This is a genomic window from Brucella pseudintermedia (genome assembly GCF_008932435.1).
Classification (GTDB): Bacteria; Pseudomonadota; Alphaproteobacteria; order Rhizobiales; family Rhizobiaceae; genus Brucella; species Brucella pseudintermedia.
This window is the reverse complement of the sequence record NZ_WBWE01000007.1, coordinates 90,781-113,222: the sequence shown is the minus strand read 5'-3', so window position 1 is coordinate 113,222 and position 22,442 is coordinate 90,781. Positions and strand designations below refer to the sequence as shown.

The window sequence follows — 22,442 nt, the reverse complement described above, 5'->3', positions numbered from 1 at the left end:
TTCAAAGGGAGGATGAGCGCGGGGCCGCCGCGCGTTTCAAACGGTCGTTGATGGCCTCGCCGAGACCGTCAAAAGGGATTGGTTCGACAGCGATGGTGGCGGCACCCGTTGCATCAAGCCTGCGCATGAAATCGAACAGATTGGCTGCCGCTTCGCGCAAATTGCCGTCGGCACTGAGGTTCATCATCGTTGCGGCGCTTTCCGCACCGGCCACGCGCTGCGGGCCAAAGGCAAGCAGCGCCTCGCCCGGCTTCACCGAACCGACATTGAGCCGCATCGCCGCATCAGGCGCATAATGCGACGTCATCATGCCCGGCGCCTGAATTGCGGAAGTGTGGTCGGCGCGCACCAGCTTTTCACCGATGACAGCCTCGATTTCTTCCGCGGCCAGCCCGCCCGGACGCAGAAGATGCACCCTATCGCCGTCAACCTTGACGATGGTGGATTCGACGCCGACGCCGCACGGACCGGCATCAAGGATCAGATCAAGCTTGTCGCCGAGATCGCCCGCAACGGCATGGGCGCTTGTCGGGCTGATGCGGCCGGACGTGTTGGCGCTTGGTGCCGCCACCGGACTATCCAGCTCCCTGATTATATCGCGCACACGGCCAAGCGGCATACGGATAGCAAGCGTTTGCAGTCCCGCCGTCACAAGCGGATGGATGGGGCGATCCGTATCCTGCCAGTCTTTCAGCGGCAGAACGATGGTCAGGGGGCCGGGCCAGAATGTTTCCGCGAGCTTGCGCGACAGGACGTCGAACGCGACATAGCGCTCGGCCATGGCGATGCCGCTTACATGGGCGATCAGGGGATTGAACTGCGGGCGTCCCTTGGCCGCGAAGATTCCGGCCACGCCCTCGCCGTTTGAAGCGTCGGCAGCAAGGCCATAGACGGTTTCGGTCGGAATGGCGACGAGACCGCCGCGCCGCAGCACCTCCACTGCGCGCTGGACTGTCTCATCATCGAATTTGACTATATCGGACACTGGTTTTCCGCCTCTCGGGCGTCCCAAGTTAAGCCCGTTCTGCCTACACAAGCTCAGGCCCCTGCGCAAGCAAGCTTGGCCTCCTGTGGAGCACAATCGCGGCAAGTCGATCACGATTGCGCATGAAAAATTGCGTTTTGTTAGGTTTTTCCGGGCATGGTGATTTTATTCATGCGTGAGGTGAATAATGTTATCGCGATTTATCGCTATTTCGCTGACGACCATCGGACTGCCCGCAATTGCTTCCGCAAACGGAAGTGAAGGCGCGCCAACAACCTATCAGATCGGTTCCATCGATTATATCGGCTATGACAGGATCGGCGCCAACGGCCTGCCGGTCTGCGGCCCTTGCGCGGAGAAAAAGGCTGCGGAACTCGATGCACAGAAGGCAATCGAAGCCCGCCGCAAGCGCGCCCGCGCCTATATGGCGCGCATGCAAGGCCAGCCTGTCCCGGATGATCTGCTCGAGCCCGCCGCCAAGCAAGCGGAGGATTTCGATCCCGCGAAGCCTGTGCGGGTGGTGGGCGATGCCTGGGCGGCGGCATCCGGCGAAGCCGACCTCGGCTCCCTCGAACTCAGACCCGGTTTGAAATAAGCGAAAATGACGTCGCCGCCGCGCTTGTCATGCTGGGGCGGCGGCGTTGAACGGCACGACTGACGTTGTGCGTTTTCCCTCAGCCCTTCGAGACGCCTCCCTTCGACAAGCGCGGGGAGGCTCCTCTGCATGAGGGAAAGGTGTCGCTTGGGCTGCGTATCAGCTAGCGATTTTCGAGAAATCAGCCACCTTGCCAGTTGCCGTGCGGATCAGGTCGAGCAATGCCAGACGATTGGCGCGGACATTCTCGTCCTCGTCATTGACCAGCACCTTTTCAAAGAACGTATCGACAGGACCGCGTAGCTTTGCGAGTGCCAGCATCGCGCCGTTGAAATCCTCGCGGGCGATGGCAGCTTCTGCCTCAGTTGACGCCAAAGTAACGGCTTCGAACAGTGCCTTTTCTTCCGCTTCACGAAGAAGAGAAACATCGACCTTATCGGCGACCTTCGTGCCCTTCTTTTCCTCGGCTGCGAGAATATTGGCGGCGCGCTTGGTGCCAGCCAGAAGGTTCTTGCCGTCTTCCTCGTTGATGAAGACGATCAGCGCTTCCAGACGGCGCGCGACCAGCAGAAGATTATCGGCTTCCGGCGTCAGCACGGCGTCGATGGCGTCGTAACGTGCGCCCTCTTCCTTCAGATGCACCTTGAAACGGTCGTGAAGGAAGGAGAGGAGATCGGCCAACACCAGCTCCGCGCTGCGGTCGGCTTCGGCACGGACTTCTGTCTCATAGTTGCGCAGCGCATTGTCGATATCCTGCTCGCCGTCAACATCGCCGGAGTTTTCCGCTGCAAGCTTGGCTTCAAACTCGCGCAGCTTGCGCTGGACCTGACCTTCTTTCAGCGCGGCAAAGGCCGAACGGAAGAGCGGCAACAGCGAGAACTTCCATTCCTGTGACAGCAGGAGACGGATCACGCCCAAAGCCGCACGACGCAGCGCGTAAGGATCCTTCGAGCCGGTGGGCTTTTCATCGATTGCCCAGAAGCCGACCAGCGTGTCGAGCTTGTCGGCCAGAGCCACAGCAACCGAAACCGGGTTCTTCGGCACCACATCGGACGGACCTTGCGGCTTGTAATGTTCCTCAAGCGCTGCGGCGACGGCTTCGTCTTCGCCCTGAAGCAACGCATATTTGCGGCCCATGGCGCCCTGAAGTTCCGGGAACTCGCCCACAACTTCGGTCTGAAGATCAGCCTTCGCCAGAACAGCGGCGCGGGTGGCAAGCTTCGGATCGGCACCAACCAACGGCGCTATTTCGGCAGCGAGCTTTGCGATGCGCTCGACCCGCTGCCCTTGCGTGCCGAGCTTTGCATGGAAGGTCACATTCAGCGCATCCAGACGTGCCATGCGCTGATCGAGCGGCTTCTTCAGGTCGAGACCGAATTTGTCCGCCGAAGCGTTGAGCTTGTCCAGGTCGGGCAGATCATGCTGATCGGTGTGCCAGAAATAGAGCGCATCGGAGAGACGCGCGCGCACCACCTTGCCGTTGCCGTAGGCGATTTCCGTGCCGCCATCGCGGGCGGCAACGTTCGACACAAGAATGAACTTGTTGGAAAGCGCTTCCGCCTCGCCCTGCTTGCGGGTGACAAAACACTTCTGATTGGCGCGGATGGTGAGGCGGATGACTTCCGGCGGAATGGCCAGAAATTCTTCCTCGAACTCGCCCATCAGCACGACCGGCCATTCAACGAGACCGGAGACTTCTTCCAGAAGTCCCTCGTCTTCAACCAGTTCCAGACCGGAAGCGAAGGCGAGATTATGCGCATCCTGCGAAATGATTTCCTTGCGGCGCTCAGCGTCGAGAACCACGAAAGCCTTTTCCAGCTTTTCGACATAATCGTCGAAACGGCGCACCTTGATCGCCTGACCGTCGCTCAGGAAACGGTGGCCATAGGTGACGTTGCCCGACTTGATGCCGTCGACATCGAAATCGATGACCTGCGTTTCCTCGGTTTCAGGGCCGAAGGTGCAGAGGATCGACTGCAGCGGACGCACCCAGCGCAGCGAACCGGGCTTTGCCGAAGCAGCGCCCCAGCGCATGGATTTCGGCCATGGGAAGTTGCGGATCGTCTGCGGCACCAGTTGGGCGATGATTTCTTCTGCCGCGCGGCCGGGCTTCGTCAGATGGGCGACGTAGAAGTCACCCTTCTTCGGATCGGAGTGCACATGCGCCTGACTGACATCCGTCAGCCCTGCCTTGCGCAGAAAGCCCTGAATAGCCTGTTCGGGAGCCGTGACCGACGGGCCCTTGATATCCTCATGCACGTCCTTGGAACGCACGGTGAGACCGCGAATGTCGAGCGCCAGACGGCGCGGCGTCCAATAGGCGGTTGCAGCCTCATAGGTCAGGCCAGCATCGACCAGACCATCGGTAATCATCTTTTTCAGATCGCCGGCAGCCTTGCGCTGCATGCGGGCGGGAATCTCTTCCGAAAAAAGCTCAAGAAGTAGGTCAGGCATTAGCGTGCGCCTCCGGCTTCCGCATTTTTATCATTGTCCGTCCTCGCTTCGCTGCGGTCGGACGGCAGCACCTCACGCTCGAAATTGAAACCACCGGCATCCGTCAAAAGGAAGGCCTCGCCGCACTGACGCGCAAGATTGCGCACGCGCAAGATATAGCTCTGGCGCTCGGTGACCGAGATCACGCCGCGCGCATCCATCAGATTGAATACGTGAGAAGCCTTGATACACTGGTCGTAGGCCGGAAAGACGCATTTATGGAGAGAATTTTCACCGGTGCTGCCAGCTTTCAGGACGGCTTCGCATTCGCGCTCGGCGTCAATGAAGTGCTGATGCAGCATTTCGGTATTGGCCATCTCGAAATTGTAGCGGGAATATTCCTGCTCGGCCTGCAGGAACACGTCGCCGTAGGTGACCTTCTCGTCGCCTTCGAGACCATTGAAGTTGAGATCGTAGACATTGTCCACGCCCTGCACATACATGGCGAGGCGTTCCAGACCATAGGTCAGTTCGCCGGAAACCGGCGAGCATTCGATGCCGCAGACCTGCTGGAAATAGGTAAACTGCGACACTTCCATGCCGTCGCACCAGCATTCCCAGCCGAGGCCCCACGAACCCGTGGTCGGGTTTTCCCAGTCGTCCTCGACAAAGCGCACATCATGCAGGTTCATATCGATGCCGATTGCCTTCAGGGACCCCAGATAGAGTTCCTGCAGATTGGGCGGGCTCGGTTTCAGAAGAACCTGATACTGATAATAGTGCTGGAGCCGGTTCGGGTTTTCACCATAGCGGCCATCCTTCGGGCGACGCGACGGCTGAACATAGGCCACGTTCCACGGGCGCGGTCCGAGCGCACGCAAAGTCGTCGCCGGGTGCAGCGTACCCGCGCCAACTTCCATGTCGTAGGGTTGCAGGATGGCGCAACCTCGCTCCGCCCAATAATTATGGAGCGTCAGGATCAAACCCTGAAAGGAACGGGTGGGATGCATATGTGCTGGCAACGTACTGGACACGGGGTCGGGCCTTGTAATTGAAATGATGGCCCGGTCTAATTTGTCAGCACGGCAGGGTCAAGCATGACATTTGATCGCTGAAAGCGCCAGGCAACCAAACAATGCTTCACCCGGCCAGACCAAAAACAAGCCCCTGCCAAAAAATAATAACGCTCTTTAAAAACGAAGCTTAAATTAAATCTAAGAAAAATTAGAATAATAATTCTTTATTTAAATCGTGGCAAAAATCTGTTATGTGCCATTTATATTTTATAATTTATAGGTTATCACGTGACTTGGAACAAGATTGTATTAGTAAAATCGAATGATTCTCTATATAAAATTGAATCAACACACAGGGCAGAGTGGTTTATGCTCAAACATTGGCCACTATTTGAAGATTCAGATCTGGAAGATGTATTGCTATCGTGTCTTTTGAGCTGGCCGGACAACGCCACAGCCGAGCAGCGCGCAAGAGTAAAATTCATTCACGCCTGCGCTAAAGCTGGCATTCTTGCTGCTTGTGTTGCGCATAGGGACGGCAACCAATAGCACATCATGGCAGCGAGACTGCGGCCGGCTGTGAGCGGCAAGCCGAACCTCAGTCTTCCGCTTTCGCTTCGTAGCGCGCCCAAAAATGGGAAACAGTTCCGGTCGTAACGCGGCTCGCAACGAACAGTCAGAGCGGCGCTGTGCTGCGCCGCTTGTGTGACGGCGCAGTCACTCTCAATCCGAAGCAGGCTTGTCTTCGACAGGTTTTTCCGTCTTGGCTGACGATGGGCCGGCGACATCGGGCAAGCCCTTCTTCAGCTTTTCCTCGATCTTGGTCAGTTCTTCCGGTTCCGGCTTGCCTGCAATCGCATGGTTCCACTGGAATGTCGCTTCCAGAAGGCGCCCGACACGCCAATAGGCATCGCCCATATGATCGTTGATCGTCGGGTCTTCCGGACGAAGCTTGACCGCCTTTTCCAGCTCGATCACCGCTTCCGGATAGCGTCCGAGCATATAGTAGGCCCAGCCGAGCGAGTCGACGATATAGCCGTCCTGCGGCCGCAGCTCGACTGCCTTCTTGATCATGCCCAGCGCTTCATCGAGATTCTCGCCGCGATCGACCCAGGAATAACCAAGATAGTTCAGCACCTGCGGCTGGTCGGGATAGAGCTCAAGCGCCTTGCGGAAATTGGGCTCCGCCTTGTCCCACTCCTTCAGGCGCTCATAGGCAATGCCGCGCTGATAAAAGACCGGCCAGTCCTTGCGCTCCGGCGTCTTTATCTGCTCGACCGCAGCATCATAAATCTTCGCCGCATCAGCGAAATTCTTGTCCTGCGCATAGACGCCGCCGAGCGCCAGATAGGTGCGCATATCCGTCTTGTCGCGGTCGAGAAGAATCTTGAGCTGCTTGACGGCTTCCGCCGACTGGTTGTTTTCGGCCAGATTGAGCGCGCGCTGCATTTCGGCATCGCGGCGGTAAGGCGATTTCTCCGGCACGCGGCCATAATATTCGATGGCCTTTTCCGGCTGACGCAATTTCGCGGAAATATCGCCCAGCTGATAAAGCGTCGCATCATTGTCCGGGCGCAGCGGCAGCGACATTTGCAGATATAGCTTTGCAAAAGCTTCCGCGCCGCTGCGGTTGATCGCGGTGCCAAGCGTATAGAGCGCTTCGGCGGTGCCTTCCTGCGCGGTCTTGATCAGGCGGCCATATTTTTCGCCTGCCTCGATCTTTTCGCGCATTTCGGTGATCGTCATGCGGCCGTTGAGAAGTTCCTCGGCATCTTTCAGCGTCTTGACCGCGCCTGCCTTGTCGCCCTGGCGGAGCTTGAAAGAAGCATAAGCCATCACGATGCGCTCATACGTATCGGGGGCAGCGCTTCCGCCCGGCCGGTCATCGACGGCCTGCTGGTAGAAATCGCGCGCTTCCTGCTTCTGGCCGGCAAGATCGGCGATCAGCGCGGAATTATAGGTGCGAAACAAGCCGTACCATTCCGGTCCCTGCATCTTCTGGATATCGGCGAGCGCCTGTTTGGGGTTGCCCTGCCCGACCTTCACCCATGCACTCATGAAACCTGTCGCAAGGCGATCCATATCGGATTGCATCGAGAGCATCAAAAGCGGACCGACCTTGCGATATTGCTTGCGGTTGATGGCATCGATGGCCAGCGCCACGCGAGAAAAACGCTCGATGTCCGGGATATCCTTCAGTTCTTCCGCCAGAGGCAGCGCGTCATTAAAACGGCCTTCCGTGAGCAGAACCAGCAGCAAGTCCTGCTTGATCTGCGCATTGCCCGGGTCGAAAGCCATGGCCTGACGGTAAAAATCGACGGCAGCGGCGAGATTGTTGTCGGATTCGGCGGTGCGCGCGGCAAGATACGCCCCGGCGAACGAACCAGCGCGGACAGGAGGCGATGCAGGATCGGTTGTCGCCTTGGCCAAAGCGCCGCTTGCCGGGATTGCAATTCCCGCCAGGAGCGAGAGCAGCAAACCATAAAGCGGGCGGTATTTCGATCCTTGCCGCATAAAGCCCTATCCTCTTTTCAAATCCCTGTGACAGATACCGGAAAGCAAACCGCAAGAATTCCGAAGTGCCGGGCCCGCCGTCCTTTTACCGGAAAAGGCACCCCAAGCATGGCCTTTTTGGGATGGCGGGGCAAGAAAAGCATCCGTGAGCGGTGCTTTTCCTGCATATTGCCGGACTGCAAGAATGCTGGCCGGTCAGTTCACGCGGCTGATGCAGAAATCGATGACTTCGATGAGTGCATCCTTCTGCGGCGTCGCCTTCAAAGGCGCCAGAGCGTCGCGGGCAATCTCGCCGAAATGGCGCGCGCGCTGCACCGTGTCGGAAAGCGCGCCGTGCTTCGTCATCAGGCCGATGGCTTTTTCAAGCGAGGCGTCGTCGCTGGCCCCTTCCTCGATCGCGTGCTTCCAGAAAGCGCGTTCATCGTCGGTGCCGCGGCGATAGCTCAGAATCACCGGAAGGGTAATCTTGCCTTCGCGGAAATCGTCGCCGGTGTTCTTGCCGAGATCGGCAGCCGAGCCGCCATAATCGAGCGCGTCATCGACAAGCTGGAAGGCAAGGCCGAGATTGAGGCCGTAGTCGCGCAAGGCTGCGCGATCCGCTGGCCGCGCGCCCGCGATGATCGGGCCAACTTCGCCGGCAGCCGAGAACAGCGCAGCGGTCTTGGCCTTGATCACCGCCAGATATTCGTCTTCGGTGGTTTCCATGTTCTTGGCGGCGGCAAGCTGCATCACCTCGCCTTCGGCAATCACGGAAGCCGAGGTCGCCAGAACGTCGAGCGCGTCGAGCGAGCCGACGTCGACCATCATCTTGAAGGCCTGCCCGAGGAGGAAATCGCCGACGAGAACGCTCGCCTGATTGCCCCAGATCATGCGCGCCGTGCTCTTGCCGCGGCGCAGGTCGCTTTCATCGACCACATCGTCATGCAGAAGCGTTGCGGTGTGCATGAATTCCACGGCGGTCGCGAGGCGCACATGGCCATCGCCTTCGTAGCCGAACATGCGGGCGGCTGCGAGCGTCATCATGGGACGCAGGCGCTTGCCGCCGGAGGAAATCAGATGATTGGCAACTTCCGGTATCATTTCGACATCGGACCCGGCCCGGGAAAGGATCATCTCGTTCACCCGCGCCATATCGGCTTTCGTCAGATCGACAAGCGGTTGAACCGATCCTTCCTGTTTCTTTTTACCGTCCAGATTCAGAACCACACCCAATGCCATTTCTCCTAGCTGCCCGGCCACATTATTGAAACGGACCGGATTGCTCAAGTCGCAACTGCCTCCAAAGCACGGTCTAAGCACTCCTGAGCATTACACTTCCGACGCCTGTTCACCATTGAAGGAAGCTGTTGTCAATGCGGTGCATTCGCTACAAAGTGTTCGCATGATCGAACTTATCCGCACGAATGATTCCGTTCTTCTGTCCTTTGCCGAAGCCTTGATGAAAGAGGCCGGGATCGCTTATTTCATTGCCGACACGAATATGAGCATCATCGAAGGATCTCTCGGCGTATTGCCGCGCCGCCTGCTCGTCAGCGAAGACCAGCTTGAAGAAGCGCGGCAAATCCTGATCGATGCCAAGATTGAACATGAACTGCGCGATCGATGAATCCGGAAACCGAAAATGAGGCTGGAGAAACCCTCGATGTGTTCCATCGTGGGACATTTCATCTCGTTCAGCCCGCATTGAAAGGCCATCGCTCCGGCGTGGATGCGATGATTCTGGCAAGCGCAGTACCAAACGGCTTTGCCGGGCGAGTTGCGGATCTCGGCAGCGGTGCCGGTGCCGCGGGGCTTGCCGTCGCCGCCCGCTGCCCCCGCGCCAGTATCACCCTTGTCGAGCGTTCGGCTTTCATGGCCGGTTTTGCCCGCAAGAGCATCAGCCATCCGCTGAATGCCGGTCTGGCGGGCCGCATCGGCGTGATCGAAGCCGACGTATCGCTCAAAGGCAAGGCGCGCATCGCCGCCGGACTTGCCGACAACAGCTTCGATTTCGCCATCATGAATCCGCCCTTCAACGAAGCGCGGGATCGCAGCACGCCCGATCCCCTGAAAGCGGAAGCGCATGTCATGCCCGAAGGCATGTTCGAACAATGGGTTCGCACCGCGGCAGCGATCGTCAAACCGGGCGGCGGCATTGCGATCATCGCCCGCCCCGGTTCCATTTCCCCCATTCTCGACGCACTGTCAGGGCGGTTCGGGGGCCTGCGAATCGTTCCGGTCCAGCCGCGTCCCGATGTGGCGGCAATCCGCATCGTCGTGACAGGCATACGCGGGAGCCGCGCCGGCCTCTCGCTGATGCCGGCTCTCGTCCTCCACGGCAGTGAAGGCCATGGCTTCACGCCGCGCGCCGATGGCATCAATAACGGGCTTGATGCCCTCATTTAGAGTAAGCGTTTCATACTTTTCGGGATGCGCTCTAACGTCTTGGCTGGGCCAGCACGACCAGATTGCGGTCCGGGTCGCGCAATTTCAGAATCGTCATATAGTCGGCGTCTTCGATGCTTCCTGGGCGAATCCCGTCGAATGAAAGCCGGGCATGTTCGGCGCGCACATCGCCGACGATCAGCGTCAGCGTACCGTGCCCCGCATCGGCCGGGTTCTGGTAAAGCTGAAAGCCCGCGCAGGGTCCGTGATGCCATTCCGCCAGCCCCTGCATGGGCCGCGCGTCCGGGTTGCGGTCGAAGATCGCGGCAAACCATTCGGTACTACGGTCGAGTTCGGAACAACTTAATTGGGCGACAATCGTTGTGAGCACCATCGTGGTCTCCTCCCGGATCGGATAACACGGCAGCATTCCATAAGTTCCGGCGGCCAGACCCGACGATTTCGGACGAAAACGGGCGATTTTGATTGAAACCGTGGATTCCAGCCAATATCTCTAAACCGCAATTTTCGTTCTGCGGCTCCCAGCCGCCCTTTTCCGAAAAAGCGACAACAAACAACAGAGCAGGCAACGGGAACCAATGAATCATAGCTCGAACCACAGCCGCCCCGTATCAATCATGCGGCGCTTCCTGGACAGCGAATCCGCGGGCGGCATCAGCCTGATGGCGGCGGCAGCGCTCGCGCTCATCGTGGCGAACTCTCCATTCTCGCACGCCTATTTCGAAGCGTTGCACCTTTATATCGGACCGCTCAGCCTTTCTCACTGGATCAACGATGCCCTGATGGCGGTGTTTTTCCTTCTCGTGGGGCTGGAAATCAAACGTGAATTTCTCGACGGACAGCTGGCAAGCTGGCCAAACCGCATGTTGCCCGGCATTGCCGCCGCTGGCGGCGTCATCCTGCCAGCCATCATCTTCGCCGCGCTCAACTGGCACGATCCCGCCAAGCTGCGCGGCTGGGCGGTGCCCTCCGCAACGGATATCGCCTTTGCGCTCGGCGTTCTGTCGCTTCTGGGATCGCGAGTTCCCTCGAGCCTCAAGGTGTTTCTGGCGACACTCGCAATTCTGGACGATCTGGCGGCTGTCGTCATCATCGCCATTTTCTACACGGCCGAAATCTCCATGACCTATCTCGGCGGCGCTTTTGCTGCCGCCGTCGTTCTGCTCATCATGAACCGCATGGGCGTGATGAAGCTTCTGCCCTACCTGATCGGCGGCGCCGTTCTGTGGTTCTTCGTGCTGAATTCCGGCGTTCATGCAACGGTTGCCGGTGTGGTGACCGCGCTGATGATCCCGCTCAAGCCCGCGCCCGGAAAGCCTGACGACATGTCTTCGCCGCTGCATGTGCTGGAACATGCGCTGGCCAAGCCCGTCGCCTTCATCATCGTGCCGATTTTCGGCTTCGCCAATGCGGGCATATCGTTTGCCGGCCTCGACGCTTCGGTCATGTGGGACACGCTCACGCTTGGCATCATGCTTGGCCTGTTCATCGGCAAGCAGCTTGGCGTATTCGGGGCAGCCTGGCTCGCGATCAAGACCGGTCTTGCACAAAAACCGCTTGGCGCCACATGGACGCAGCTTTACGGCGTGGCGATCCTGTGCGGCATCGGCTTCACGATGAGCATCTTTATCGGGCTTCTCTCGTTCCCCTCCGACCTCATGCAGGCGGAAACCAAGATCGGCGTGCTTGCCGGTTCCGGCCTGTCGGCGATCTGCGGCTATATTCTGCTGCGGCTGGTCGCCAAGCCGAAAAACGCCTGACGAAACGAATGCCGCCCGGACACGAATTTCCGGGCGGTTTTCTTTGTGTTTGCAATATTTGTTCCTACATTTCCCGCTGAATGTTTTTTTAGTCGCCAGGAGTTCACCTTGCCCGGTTTATTGACGCGCCTTTTACCGCGCCGCTTCCGCCCGGTTTCCATCGAAATACCAGTCGTGCGACTGCATGGCGCCATCATGTCTGGTGGCTCTGCCTTCCGACCGATGCTCTCACTGGCGTCGGCGGCGACGGTCCTTGAAAAGGCATTCACCGACAAGGAAGCGCCCGCCGTCGCCATTTCGCTCAATTCCCCCGGCGGTTCGCCGGTACAATCCCGGCTGATCTACCGGCGCATCCGCGATCTTGCCGCAGAACATCAGAAGAAGGTTTTCATCTTCGTCGAGGATGTCGCCGCCTCGGGCGGCTACATGATTGCACTGGCGGGGGATGAGATCATCGCCGATCCATCGTCCATCGTCGGCTCTATCGGCGTGGTGTCGGCCTCGTTCGGTTTCCCTGAACTTCTGAAGAAGATCGGCGTGGAGCGCCGCGTCTATACGGCAGGCTCCAACAAGGTGACACTCGATCCCTTCCAGCCGGAAAAGAAAGCCGATATCGAGCGGCTCAAATCCTTGCAGCTCGAAATCCACGAAACCTTCATCGACATGGTGAAAGAGCGCCGCGGAGCCAAGCTCGCGGACGACGACGACCTGTTTACCGGGCTGTTCTGGACAGGCATCAGGGCGCACCAACTTGGCCTGATCGACGGGCTTGGCGACATGCGCAGCTTCCTGCGCAAGACCTATGGCGACAAGGTGAAGCTGAAGCTGGTCGAACAGAAGCGCGGCCTTCTGGGACGCAAGGTCCCCGGCGTCGACATGGCCGTGAATGGGGCGTTGGGGAATCTTGAACCGGCTTCCATTGCCGCGCATCTCGGCGACGGCCTGCTTTCGGTTGCAGAGGAAAAAGCGCTTTGGGCACGTTACGGCCTTTGAAAACAACGTGGTGGCGAAAAACACCGCCGATTTTCCAACCAATGCTTTGAATTCCTTCGTTTCACCATGATATGGTGTCAGAAAGCGGGGCGGGCCGCTTCCCGCCCCTCCATGAACATCCGGCGTTTCGGCCTTCGCGATCCGGCAATCCGATGCGCAACCTTAAGGACTTGAGGCCATGCCCCAGCTCATTTTTCTGCTGCTGATCATTGCCGCCGCCTGGTACGGCTACCGCTCATTCAAGCGCGAAGCCTCGCGCGTCTCGCAGCGTGTGCGTCAGGCGGAAAAGGAAGCGCAAAACAGGGCTCACGGCACATTGGTGCAGGACCCTAAAACCGGCGAATATTACGTCAAGAAGGACTGACCTGCCTTCACGAGGAATCGCCGATGAAGCGGCATGATCGCCATGTTTTCCTGTGCTCCGGCCCGTAATCAGAAATGACTGTTTCCTTGAAAGCCAAAACGCCCGCGAATGCCGGGGCTACGCGTGCGGTGACGCGTCTGGCTCCCGCCAAGATCAATCTCGCGCTGCATGTGACGGGACGTCGTGACGATGGCTATCATCTGCTCGACATGCTGGTGGTCTTCGCCCGCCATGGCGACGTCATACGCATCGAACTTGCGCAAGAGGACAGCTTTACCGTCAGCGGTCCTTTCGCATCTGGCGTGCCGCTCGACGGCGGCAATCTGGTTCTCAGGGCCCGCGAGGCGCTGCGCGGTGAGACGCGGCAGGTTCTGCCGCCCGTCGCGATCCATCTGGAAAAAAATCTTCCGATAGCTTCGGGCATCGGCGGCGGATCGAGCGACGCAGCCGCAACCCTGCTCGCGCTTGACGAGTTGTGGAGCCTTGATCTCGGTTTCGAGCGGCTTGCCTCTATCGGCCTCGGCCTTGGCGCGGACCTGCCGATGTGCCTGCATGGTGCATCGAAGGGGACGCCGCTTGCCGCACGCGGCATCGGTGAAGAGCTGGCCCCGGTTGCCGGTTTCCCCGCCTTGCCCATGCTGCTCGTCAACGACGGAACCGCCGTTGCAACGCCGGATGTTTTTCGCGCCCTTGAAAAACGCGACCATCCGGCGCTCGCACTTGCCGCGCACCCGGATATCGGCTCTCTTTGCGCTTATCTGCGAACAACCCGCAATGATCTCCTGTCCCCGGCATTGAAACTCGCACCCCCAATCGGCGCCAAGCTCAACCTGCTTCGCGAGAGCGGATCGCTTCACGCGCAGATGTCCGGTTCCGGCGCGACATGCTACGCGATCTACGACAACATTGCTGCCGCCGAACGGGTAGCTGAACGCCTCTCAGCCGAAAGACCTGACTGGTTCGTAACCGCGACGCAAAGCGTTCCTTCCTGAAAATAATTTCTGAACGGCTTCCTGTCCGAAACTCCACAAAACGGCTCGATTGTTCACTCTGATTGGACAATATATTCGGACAGACTGTTCGCGGTTTTTGAACAAAAACTCTTTCACAACGGTTTTGTGAAGACCTGCGCTTATTATAATGCGTTGGTTTTTTTCGTTTATTTTAAATTCTGCATTTATGGCCCATAAAATTGGCTGCACAAAGGTGTGATCAAGAAAACATTTTCGTGACTGGAACTTTTGCTCATTGTCACCCATTTCAACTGCATCGGAACGACGAACAAAACGCCGCTCCACTTTCCAAGGAGATAGGAAAATGAAAAAGATTGTTCTTGCTGCCGCTGCCCTCGCTCTTAGCGCCGGTGCCGCCTTTGCTGAAAACCCGCGCGTTGGCGAACCTGCCGATCTTTATGCAAACGACCGCACCCCGGTTGCTTCCCAGAAGGTCGACTACACGGCTCCCGCATCGATTGAGAAGGCTCCGGTCTATCAGAACGGCTCGGCTCATCGCTTCGGTGACGCATCGCCTTCGAGCTACCAGAACTAAGTCTTTTTTGAAGACTTGACGCGGGGGCGTCGCCAGTGGCCTCCCAGCCGATGACGCCCGCTAAATTCCGGAGCTGGATATTCCTCCCAGTCGTCCAGCTTCACCCAGTTATCTCCCCGATGGATGGCATGGTTGCCACCCGGGAGCCCCGGAAAGGTTTCCATGCCATCCGAAGGGCGGCTTAATTCACCGCATTTGCGCAGCCGAATATGTCCATTTGACCGCAAAATGCTCAAGAAGGATTATGAAAATGAAGAAGTTTGCTCTTGCTGCCGTTGCCGTTGCCCTTAGCGCCGGTGCTGCTTTTGCTGAAAACCCGCATGTCGGCGAACCTGCCGATCTTTATGCAAATGACCGTACGCCGGTTGCCACGCAGAGCCAGAAGGTCGACTACACGGCTCCTGCCTCGATTGAGAAGGCTCCGGTCTATCAGAATGGCTCGGCTCATCGCTTCGGTGACGCTTCGCCGTCCTCTTACGAAAACTAATCCAGACAGCATGTCTGTTGAAAAAAGGCGGAGCTTCGGGCTTCGCCTTTTTGTTTGTTCAGTCTTCGTCGGGCGGTAGGATGGAATGCTTGAGCCGGATGGGCTTCAAACGCTGCGGAAGCTGGTCGAACGACACGCCGTCGAGCAGCAGCGGCTTTACCGCATCCAGGCGAACCAGAAGCCCGGCATCGAGCGTCGCCTTGCGGCCGAAGATTTTGCGAACCGTGCCGAACCCGCTGTCTTCCGGCAATGAAAAGCGTGCGGCGGCGGCGGCATGTTCCATGTGCCGGCGCAAAACTTCCTCCCACCCCTCCTGCGGAATGGAACCGGGCGTCAGCAGCAGCACCCATGGCGTGTGGATCTCATCGAGCGCCGCCTCGATATCCATTTCGGCATGGAACGCACAGCCCGCCCCCAGTGCGACCAGAGCGGTCTCATCCGACGAGCCCCTGTCGATGACCGACACGCGCCGCAGCAATCCCTCCACCACCGCCGGCACCAAAGCCGAAAGCGTGTGGGCCAGCGCTTTCTCCGAATTCAGGGTTTCGATCACGACGGACAACATGCGCGCTTCATATATCAAGAACGCGTGAGCGAAAAGCTGACACTTTTATGTTCTTGATTTGTTCCAATTCTTGTTATAGGAATAGATTCATCAGAACAGAGTCGCATGGCGGCACGGCACCGTGCAACGGAAGCGTTGCCGGACCTGACAGGGTCGCTGTCGCCGTGACTGTGCAAGGCCAGATGTTTCCATGCAGGGAGACGAAGATGGAAGTGATCCACCAGGCAGATATCATCAAGCAGGCCGACAGGGCTGCCTTCGGCAGCGGGCGCGCGGATCACGCCAATGCGGTAATCGGCGAGGCCGGCTTGCGCATCGATCATGCCCGGCGGCGGGGACGCGGCGCGGGCATCAATCCGACCGGGCGTTTCGAGCCGACCACACGCCACGACTTCGACGATGGCTGGACCACGCTTGAGGAATTGCCGCCATTCAAGACCGATGTGCAGATCGAAAAGCCGCGGACGATCATCACCCGCAACGATTCACCTGACATCAGTTTTGACCGCTCGATCAATCCCTATCGCGGCTGCGAGCATGGCTGCATCTATTGCTTTGCACGACCGACGCATAGCTACATGGGGCTTTCTGCCGGTCTCGATTTCGAATCGCGCCTGTTTGCGAAGCCGGACGCCCCTCGCCTTCTTGAGCGCGAGCTGGCCAAGCCAGGCTACCAGCCGAAGACCATCGCCATCGGCACCAATACCGATCCTTATCAGCCGGTCGAGAAAAAATGGCGCATCATGCGCGAAATTCTGGAAGTGCTGGAGGCCGCCAATCATCCGGTCGGCATCGTGACGAAATCGGCTCTGGTCGTGCGCGACATCGATATTTTGAGCCGCATGGCGGAAAAGGGTCTGGCCAAGGTCGCCTTGTCGGTCACGACGCTCGACGCCCATCTGTCACGCACGATGGAACCGCGCGCCTCGACGCCGACGCTGCGGCTTCAGGCCATCCGCAAACTGGCCGAGGCGGGCATTCCAGCCTCCGTGATGATGGGGCCGGTTATTCCCGGCATCAATGATCACGAGATCGAGCGCATTCTGGATGCCGCCTATGCGCAAGGCGCGCGCGAGGCAGGCTATGTCCTGCTGCGCCTGCCGCTGGAAGTCGCACCCTTGTTCAAGGACTGGCTGCTGCGCAATTATCCGGATCGCTACCGGCACGTCATGTCGCTGGTGCGTTCCATGCGCGACGGCAAGGATTACGATGCCGAGTGGGGCAAGCGCATGCGCGGCACAGGCCCCTATGCATGGCAGATCGGTCGCCGTTTCGAAATCACCGCACGCAAGCTCGGCTTCAATGCGCGCCGCCTTCAATTGCGTACCGATCTGTTCGAGCCGGTCGAAAAGGGAGGCAAGCAGCTTTCGCTGTTCTAGCGCGAGGACCAAGGTGAAACTTGCCTTTGGCCCGCACTGCTTTTCAAAACTGCATAACCTGCCAGTTGCCTGTTGAATTTCCGTCTGGTTGTCCTTCAGACGGAGGGGCTGCCTGCTTTCCTGCCACCATCCTCAAGCAGGGCCCTTGCGGAGAATCGGAAGCAATGCGAGCATTGCCGCCAAATGAAACGCTCGGCTTCTGATTCTCCGCTCCACTTTGATATCCCGATCGTGCCTGACTTCTCCGAAGAGAAAAGGCTGCTTTCGCGTGGATTGAAACATATCGTCGGCATAGACGAGGCCGGACGCGGCCCCCTGGCCGGGCCGGTGGTTTCCGCTGCCGTGGTGCTCGATATCGACAATCTCCCCGACGGGCTGGACGATTCCAAGCGGCTTACGGCTGCAAAGCGCGAGGCGCTCTACGAAATCATTCTGGCGAAGGCCGTCACCGTTTCGGTTGCAAGCCTCAGCGCACGCAGCATCGACGGAAGCGATATCCGAAAGGCGGCGCTCGAAGCCATGCGGCGTGCATCCATCGGGCTGACGCTGCGGCCCTGCCACGCGCTGATCGATGGCCGCGATGTTCCGCCGGGGCTTCTTTGCCCGGGCTCCGCTCTCATCAAAGGGGATCAGCGCTCCATTTCCATCGCGGCGGCTTCCATCGTCGCCAAGGTCACGCGGGACCGCATGATGATCCGGGCGGGAGCGGCGCATCCACCCTACGGGTTGGAAATTCATGCGGGCTATGCCACTGAAAAGCACCGCGCTGCCATTGAAACGGCTGGCCCCGTGCCCGGCATTCACCGTTACACTTTCGCTCCCATCAAGGATCGCTTCGGGGTTTAAACCGTCGCCAGCTTGGCAGCAAAGCCGAACAGCAGCGCCGCAAAGCCCCAGCGCTGGACCGATTGTATGGCGGGGTAACGCTTCAACAGAGTTCCGAGCGATGAGCCTGTGAAGGCATAGAGCGTGTCGAACAACAGACCGACTGTCGTCAAGATGCCGCCCAGAACAGCAAATTGCAGCGCGATGCTGCCATTTGCGGGATGAACGAATTGCGGCAGCAGGACGGAACAGAACAGCAGCGCCTTGGGATTGAGCAGATTGGTAAGGAGGCCCTTGCGGGCCGAAGCCAGATAGGACCGCCGTTCGCACGGGCCACCAGCCGCATCCACAGTCGGCAAGGGATGGCGCAGAATCCCGATAGCAATCCAGACCAGATAACAGGCGCTTACGATGCGCACGCACTGGAACGCGACCGGAAAGGCATGCAGAAGCGCTGCCAGACCGAGCGCGGCAAGAGCCACATGGCACGCGCGGGCGATTGCAAGGCCAGCCGCAGCCGCCAGCGCATGGACCCTGCCCTGCGCCGCGCCGGTCTGGAGCAGCAGGAGCATATCAGGCCCCGGAATAAGAAATGCAGCAGCCAGTGCGCCCGCGTATAACCACATCTCGCTCATTGCTATCGCCTGTAGAAATCAGGCCAAGCTAACCGCGGCGCGAAAGTCCCTAACCGACTGCGAAACAGTTGCACGTTCGAGAATATCCGCGAACGGAAGCGCATGTCCTTGCGATTTGTGGCGCAAACTTTTCCAGTTTTGGTATAATCCGCCAATCAAACAATTGAGGTTGCCGGATCATGCCAAAAATCAAACTCGACGCCATCGACCGCAAAATACTGACTGCCCTTCAGGAAGATGCCCGGCTATCCAATGTCCAACTCGCGGAGAAAGTGGGCCTTTCACCCTCCCCCTGCCTGCGCCGTGTCAAGATGCTCGAGAAGGCAGGCGTCATTCAAGGCTATCATGCAGCGCTTGATCGCAATGCTGTTGCGCTGGGGCTGACGGTCTTCGTCGGCATCCGGGTGGAGCGTCATCACGAGGAAACAGCAACAGCATTCCGCACTTCCGTGCAGAACCTGCCGGAAGTGTTTTCCTGTCACCTCGTATCCGGGGAATCCGATTTTCTGTTGCAGGTCGTGGTGGCCGATCTCGCCGCCTATGAACGGTTTCTATCCGGCACGCTGCTGCGCCTTCCCGGCGTGATCGACATTCGAAGCAATTTTGCTATCCAGACGGTCAAGTCACAGGGAGAGCTGCCGCTTGCGCATCTGACCGATAACGAACACTGATTTCAATTTCGGACCATCGGAGACTATCAATGCCAGACATCGTCATTGCGGTTCTCATCGGGCAGACGACTATAGAGGTCGTAAATCCGAGAGCGTCATTCCATCTCTATACGGTCACCGCATGGGACGGTCAGCCTGCCATTCGCGACCGCGAACACACCGAGCTGCGATGGTTTACGCCACAAGAAGCGGAAGCATTGGATGACCTTGCGCTCGAAGAGTACCGCCCGCTGTTCCGCAGATTGGTTGGAACGGAAATCCGCCCTGGATCCGACCGATTTTAAACTTTCCCGACCTAAAACAAAAACGCCGCCCTTGCGAGGCGGCGTTTTTCTGAAATTATGCGAACCGTGATCAGTTCAGGTTCGTCTTGACCTGTGCCAGAGCATCCTTGAACAGGTTGCCTGCAACCTTCGCATCGACCTTTTCGGCAACGATCTTGCCGGCGGCGGCGACTGCGAGGTCGACTGCCGAAGCGCGAACCGCATTGATGGCGTCGACTTCAGCCGTTGCGATCTTCTGCTCGGCAAGCTTGTTGCGACGTGCAACATATTCTTCCGTCGCGCGCTTGGCGTCCTCGAGAAGCGCCTTTGCTTCGCGCTCGGCGGAAGCAACGATGTCGCTTGCTTCCTTTTCGGCTTCCTTGCGCTTGCGATGATATTCGGCCAGCAGCTGCTGGGCTTCCTCGCGAAGCGTGCGGGCTTCTTCCAGCTCGTTCTTGATACGGTCAGCGCGCTCGTCGAGCGACCGGCCGATCATGCCCGGAACCTTCAGATAGGCGAGAATCGCCAGAAAGATGATGAGGCCAATCAGTGCCCAGAATGTAGCGTCCATTGTCCTCTCCTCAGGCGTTGGCGGCCTTGACGGCTGCTGTTACCGATGCCTTGTCGGCCTTGGTGCCCAGAAGCTGCTCGACGATCTGCGCCGTGGTTTCCTCGGCAATGCTGCCGACGTCGTTCATGGCCTTGGCCTTGATCGCGGCGATGCGTTCTTCGGCTTCCTTGAGCTTGCCTTCAAGCGCTGCTTCAGCGGAAGCGCGTTCTGCGTCGGCTTCGCCCTTGCCCTTTTCGCGCGCGGCTTCTGCAATCGAAGCAGCCTTGGTGCGGGCCTGGGCCAGTTCCTGCTCATAGGCAGCGATAGCGTTGTCGGCATCCTGCTTGAGGCGGGCTGCCTGCTCGAGATCCTGAGCGATGCGGTCGCGACGGGTTTCGATCACGCCGCCGATGCGCGGCAGAACCACGCGCGACATGAACAGATAGAAAAGCCCGAAGGTGATCGCCAGCCACAGGAGCTGCGAAGCGTAATGGGTGGAATCAAACGGCGGGAATACGCCGCTGCCGTGTCCGGCATCGTGAGCGACCCCGGTTTCGGTGTGCACAGCATCGGCTGCGCCGTGCTCGCCAGCAGCTGGTGCCGGTTGCGATTCGGTGGCGGTTTGGGCAAACGCCGTGGACACGAACATCCAGATTTCCCCTTTAATCCAGCACGATCCAATCCCGATGGAGAAAGACCATGCCTTACTCAGACGACATATGCAAAGGCCAGCCGCGCCTGCATCTTCCGACGGAACAGGCTCTTAAGGAGCAAGTTCCAAAAGTGCTTCGCGGCCAGCCCGTTTCTTGCGACCGTTGATTAGACGGCGAAGAGGAGCAGAAGCGCGATGAGCAGCGAGAAGATGCCCAGAGCTTCCGTAACGGCGAAACCGAACACCAGACGGCCGAACTGGCTGTCAGCAGCGGACGGGTTGCGCAGAGCGCCGGAGAGGTAGTTGCCGAAGATGTTGCCGAGGCCGAGAGCCGTACCGGCCATACCGAAACAGGCGAGACCGGCGCCGATGTACTTTGCTGCTTCCGCTTCCATGTTAAGCTCCTTCTGGATTGAAATAAGCGCGGATTTCAGTTCTGGCGGTCGCCCGCCGGTTTGAACTCAGTGTCCCGGATGTACAGCGTCGTTGATGTACATGCAGGTGAGAACGGTAAACACGTAGGCTTGCAGGAAGGCTACGAGGAATTCGAGTGCGGTGATCGCAACCGTCATGATGAGCGGCAGGACAGCGCCGCCGATGCCAATGGGGCCGAGGGCTGCCAGCGAGACGACGAAGCCCGCAAAAACCTTGAGCGTGATGTGACCGGCCAGCATGTTCGCGAAGAGACGAACCGAGAGGCTGATCGGGCGCGACAGGAACGAAATGATTTCAATGGCGACGACCAGCGGCACGATGATGCCGGGAACGCCGCTCGGCACGAACAGCTTGAGGAAGCCGAGACCATGCTTGAAGAAACCGTAGACGATGACCGTGCCGATAACGAGAACGGCAAGCGCGAAGGTCACGATGATCTGGCTGGTAACCGTATAGAAATACGGGAAAAGCCCGAGGAAGTTCGCGACCAGGACGAACATGAAGAGCGAGAAGACGAAGGGGAAGAACTTCATGCCCTTCGACCCCGCGGAATCCCGCAGGCTGGTGGCCACGAATTCGTAAGCCATTTCCGACACCGACTGAAGACGGGTCGGGATCAGGCCGCGACCCGAAGACGTCAGGTAGAGGAAACCCGAAGCGACCACGACGGTTGCGACCATGAAGGCCGAAACATTCGTGAAGGAAAGGTCCACACCGCCTACATCGATGGGAATCCACCGGGAAACCTGGAACTGATGGATCGGATCGTTCGCCACCTTAACCTCGTCTGTCTTCCCTGCCCGAAGGCAATTTGGCCTGCCCGAAGGCGTTTCAGTCTCGGGCGCAAGGCCCGCTTGTTCACTTACACTTGAACGAACTTTACCGTGAAGCCCGTCAAGCCCTATTTCTTGTCGTCCTGTTCCGCGCTAGACTTGATGCTGCCCTGTTCGGCAACATATCCGGCGGAACGAAGCACGTTGAGGACGCCCGCGCCGAAGCCCAAAAGGAGAAATACGATCAATCCCCAGGGCGACGTACCGGCGACACGATCAATGAACCAGCCTATCAGCGCACCGACCAGAACCCCTGCGATGAACTCGCTGGAAATCTTCATGGCCTGCGCGACCGAACTTGCCGTCGCCGATCGCTCCTCCTCGGAAGCCGGCTGCTTGAGCACACCCTTTTTGGCCAGTTCGGCCTCCAGACGGTTCAAACGCTGATCCAGCTCCCCGGAACCGGGTTCATTCCTCGTATTCTTGATCGCACCGGATGGCTTTCCGGGTTCAGTCCCGCGCGCCATTGGCAACTCCTTTTTCAAGAAATAAGAGGATTACGATCCCATTTCCAAGTTGCGCGCAACATATTGACACGCCGTCCGCTAGTCAAG

General features: G+C 58.7%; 26 protein-coding genes and 1 pseudogene. 14 read left to right on the top strand and 13 right to left on the bottom strand.

All coding sequences use genetic code 11. The annotated features are described in order from the left end of the window. Position 1: 1 nt before the first annotated feature. On the bottom strand, positions 2-985 hold the full coding sequence (locus F9K78_RS10940) for an L-threonylcarbamoyladenylate synthase (RefSeq protein WP_121985562.1): 984 nt from the start codon (positions 983-985) through the stop codon (positions 2-4). A 187-nt stretch (positions 986-1,172) separates the two neighbouring features. Between F9K78_RS10940 and F9K78_RS10935 the strand changes: the two genes are divergently transcribed. Continuing rightward, complete coding sequence (locus F9K78_RS10935) at positions 1,173-1,580, top strand: hypothetical protein (protein ID WP_121985563.1); 408 nt, start codon at positions 1,173-1,175, stop codon at positions 1,578-1,580. Between the two features lie 159 nt (positions 1,581-1,739). On the opposite strand, the gene glyS is transcribed toward F9K78_RS10935, so the two are convergent. Continuing rightward, positions 1,740-4,034 carry a glycine--tRNA ligase subunit beta gene (gene glyS / locus F9K78_RS10930; RefSeq protein ID WP_151682179.1) on the bottom strand — a complete coding sequence of 765 codons (2,295 nt, stop codon included), beginning with the start codon at positions 4,032-4,034 and terminating at the stop codon, positions 1,740-1,742. A 71-nt stretch (positions 4,035-4,105) separates the two neighbouring features. Beyond that, positions 4,106-5,023, bottom strand: a pseudogene (locus tag F9K78_RS10925) (glycine--tRNA ligase subunit alpha); the annotation flags it as partial. Between the two features lie 294 nt (positions 5,024-5,317). Here F9K78_RS10925 and F9K78_RS22350 point away from each other — a divergent pair. After that, the gene (locus F9K78_RS22350) at positions 5,318-5,578 is read left to right on the top strand and encodes a DUF982 domain-containing protein (RefSeq protein WP_162929781.1); all 261 of its coding nucleotides are present in this window, start codon (positions 5,318-5,320) and stop codon (positions 5,576-5,578) included. Positions 5,579-5,752: 174 nt separating this feature from the next. Here F9K78_RS22350 and F9K78_RS10915 read toward each other — a convergent pair whose 3' ends face one another. Both F9K78_RS10915 and F9K78_RS10910 read right to left on the bottom strand, forming a co-directional pair. Then, positions 5,753-7,543, bottom strand: coding sequence for a tetratricopeptide repeat protein (locus F9K78_RS10915; RefSeq protein ID WP_121985566.1), 1,791 nt, complete (start codon positions 7,541-7,543; stop codon positions 5,753-5,755). Between the two features lie 195 nt (positions 7,544-7,738). Further along, positions 7,739-8,755 (bottom strand): polyprenyl synthetase family protein, encoded by a 1,017-nt coding sequence (locus F9K78_RS10910; RefSeq protein WP_121980652.1) that lies wholly within the window; start codon positions 8,753-8,755, stop codon positions 7,739-7,741. A 169-nt stretch (positions 8,756-8,924) separates the two neighbouring features. Between F9K78_RS10910 and F9K78_RS10905 the strand changes: the two genes are divergently transcribed. Next, entirely contained in the window at positions 8,925-9,149 is a 225-nt protein-coding gene (locus tag F9K78_RS10905; protein ID WP_121980653.1) for a putative signal transducing protein, read from the top strand. After that, on the top strand, positions 9,146-9,928 hold the full coding sequence (locus F9K78_RS10900; RefSeq protein ID WP_121980586.1) for a tRNA1(Val) (adenine(37)-N6)-methyltransferase: 783 nt from the start codon (positions 9,146-9,148) through the stop codon (positions 9,926-9,928). Before F9K78_RS10905 ends, F9K78_RS10900 begins: the two co-directional genes overlap by 4 nt. A 31-nt stretch (positions 9,929-9,959) precedes the next feature. Here F9K78_RS10900 and F9K78_RS10895 read toward each other — a convergent pair whose 3' ends face one another. Further along, a complete protein-coding gene (locus tag F9K78_RS10895; RefSeq protein WP_121980587.1) occupies positions 9,960-10,301 on the bottom strand; it encodes a VOC family protein in 342 nt (113 codons plus the stop codon). Between the two features lie 205 nt (positions 10,302-10,506). On the opposite strand from F9K78_RS10895, the gene nhaA reads away from it, so the two are divergent. The 6 genes from nhaA to F9K78_RS10870 all read left to right on the top strand — a co-directional run bounded on the left by nhaA (position 10,507) and on the right by F9K78_RS10870 (position 15,080). Continuing rightward, the gene (gene nhaA, locus F9K78_RS22080) at positions 10,507-11,688 is read left to right on the top strand and encodes a Na+/H+ antiporter NhaA (protein ID WP_121980588.1); all 1,182 of its coding nucleotides are present in this window, start codon (positions 10,507-10,509) and stop codon (positions 11,686-11,688) included. Positions 11,689-11,796: 108 nt separating this feature from the next. Next, complete coding sequence (locus F9K78_RS22075) at positions 11,797-12,681, top strand: S49 family peptidase (protein WP_121980589.1); 885 nt, start codon at positions 11,797-11,799, stop codon at positions 12,679-12,681. Positions 12,682-12,859: 178 nt separating this feature from the next. Then, positions 12,860-13,045, top strand: coding sequence for a membrane protein (locus F9K78_RS10885; protein ID WP_006466164.1), 186 nt, complete (start codon positions 12,860-12,862; stop codon positions 13,043-13,045). A gap of 86 nt (positions 13,046-13,131) precedes the next feature. After that, positions 13,132-14,037 carry a 4-(cytidine 5'-diphospho)-2-C-methyl-D-erythritol kinase gene (locus F9K78_RS10880; RefSeq protein ID WP_376903030.1) on the top strand — a complete coding sequence of 302 codons (906 nt, stop codon included), beginning with the start codon at positions 13,132-13,134 and terminating at the stop codon, positions 14,035-14,037. A 325-nt stretch (positions 14,038-14,362) separates the two neighbouring features. Continuing rightward, the gene (locus F9K78_RS10875) at positions 14,363-14,593 is read left to right on the top strand and encodes a hypothetical protein (protein ID WP_121985571.1); all 231 of its coding nucleotides are present in this window, start codon (positions 14,363-14,365) and stop codon (positions 14,591-14,593) included. 250 nt (positions 14,594-14,843) lie between these two features. Further along, positions 14,844-15,080, top strand: coding sequence for a hypothetical protein (locus F9K78_RS10870; RefSeq protein ID WP_121980654.1), 237 nt, complete (start codon positions 14,844-14,846; stop codon positions 15,078-15,080). Positions 15,081-15,138: 58 nt separating this feature from the next. On the opposite strand, the gene F9K78_RS10865 is transcribed toward F9K78_RS10870, so the two are convergent. After that, on the bottom strand, positions 15,139-15,645 hold the full coding sequence (locus F9K78_RS10865; protein WP_121980592.1) for a glycosyl transferase: 507 nt from the start codon (positions 15,643-15,645) through the stop codon (positions 15,139-15,141). A gap of 206 nt (positions 15,646-15,851) precedes the next feature. On the opposite strand from F9K78_RS10865, the gene F9K78_RS10860 reads away from it, so the two are divergent. Together F9K78_RS10860 and F9K78_RS10855 are read left to right on the top strand one after the other, a co-directional pair. Next, a complete protein-coding gene (locus F9K78_RS10860; RefSeq protein WP_121985572.1) occupies positions 15,852-17,024 on the top strand; it encodes a PA0069 family radical SAM protein in 1,173 nt (390 codons plus the stop codon). Between the two features lie 183 nt (positions 17,025-17,207). Further along, complete coding sequence (locus F9K78_RS10855) at positions 17,208-17,870, top strand: ribonuclease HII (protein ID WP_122066568.1); 663 nt, start codon at positions 17,208-17,210, stop codon at positions 17,868-17,870. On the opposite strand, the gene F9K78_RS10850 is transcribed toward F9K78_RS10855, so the two are convergent. Then, on the bottom strand, positions 17,867-18,484 hold the full coding sequence (locus tag F9K78_RS10850; RefSeq protein ID WP_122066569.1) for a LysE family translocator: 618 nt from the start codon (positions 18,482-18,484) through the stop codon (positions 17,867-17,869). The genes F9K78_RS10855 and F9K78_RS10850 overlap by 4 nt on opposite strands. 179 nt (positions 18,485-18,663) lie before the next feature. On the opposite strand from F9K78_RS10850, the gene F9K78_RS10845 reads away from it, so the two are divergent. Continuing rightward, a complete protein-coding gene (locus F9K78_RS10845; protein ID WP_122066570.1) occupies positions 18,664-19,155 on the top strand; it encodes an Lrp/AsnC family transcriptional regulator in 492 nt (163 codons plus the stop codon). A 29-nt stretch (positions 19,156-19,184) separates the two neighbouring features. Continuing rightward, complete coding sequence (locus F9K78_RS10840) at positions 19,185-19,439, top strand: NUDIX hydrolase (protein WP_151682178.1); 255 nt, start codon at positions 19,185-19,187, stop codon at positions 19,437-19,439. A gap of 70 nt (positions 19,440-19,509) precedes the next feature. Here the strand turns inward: F9K78_RS10840 and F9K78_RS10835 are convergent, their stop codons facing one another. The 5 genes from F9K78_RS10835 to F9K78_RS10815 all read right to left on the bottom strand — a co-directional run bounded on the left by F9K78_RS10835 (position 19,510) and on the right by F9K78_RS10815 (position 22,355). Continuing rightward, entirely contained in the window at positions 19,510-19,989 is a 480-nt protein-coding gene (locus F9K78_RS10835) for a F0F1 ATP synthase subunit B (RefSeq protein WP_121985576.1), read from the bottom strand. 10 nt (positions 19,990-19,999) lie between these two features. Continuing rightward, positions 20,000-20,617 (bottom strand): F0F1 ATP synthase subunit B, encoded by a 618-nt coding sequence (locus tag F9K78_RS10830; RefSeq protein WP_121980599.1) that lies wholly within the window; start codon positions 20,615-20,617, stop codon positions 20,000-20,002. 170 nt (positions 20,618-20,787) lie between these two features. Beyond that, positions 20,788-21,015 carry a F0F1 ATP synthase subunit C gene (locus F9K78_RS10825; RefSeq protein WP_006466154.1) on the bottom strand — a complete coding sequence of 76 codons (228 nt, stop codon included), beginning with the start codon at positions 21,013-21,015 and terminating at the stop codon, positions 20,788-20,790. A 66-nt stretch (positions 21,016-21,081) separates the two neighbouring features. After that, complete coding sequence (locus tag F9K78_RS10820) at positions 21,082-21,831, bottom strand: F0F1 ATP synthase subunit A (RefSeq protein WP_010658321.1); 750 nt, start codon at positions 21,829-21,831, stop codon at positions 21,082-21,084. A gap of 125 nt (positions 21,832-21,956) precedes the next feature. Next, on the bottom strand, positions 21,957-22,355 hold the full coding sequence (locus tag F9K78_RS10815) for an AtpZ/AtpI family protein (protein WP_121985577.1): 399 nt from the start codon (positions 22,353-22,355) through the stop codon (positions 21,957-21,959). Between the last annotated feature and the right edge of the window lie 87 nt (positions 22,356-22,442).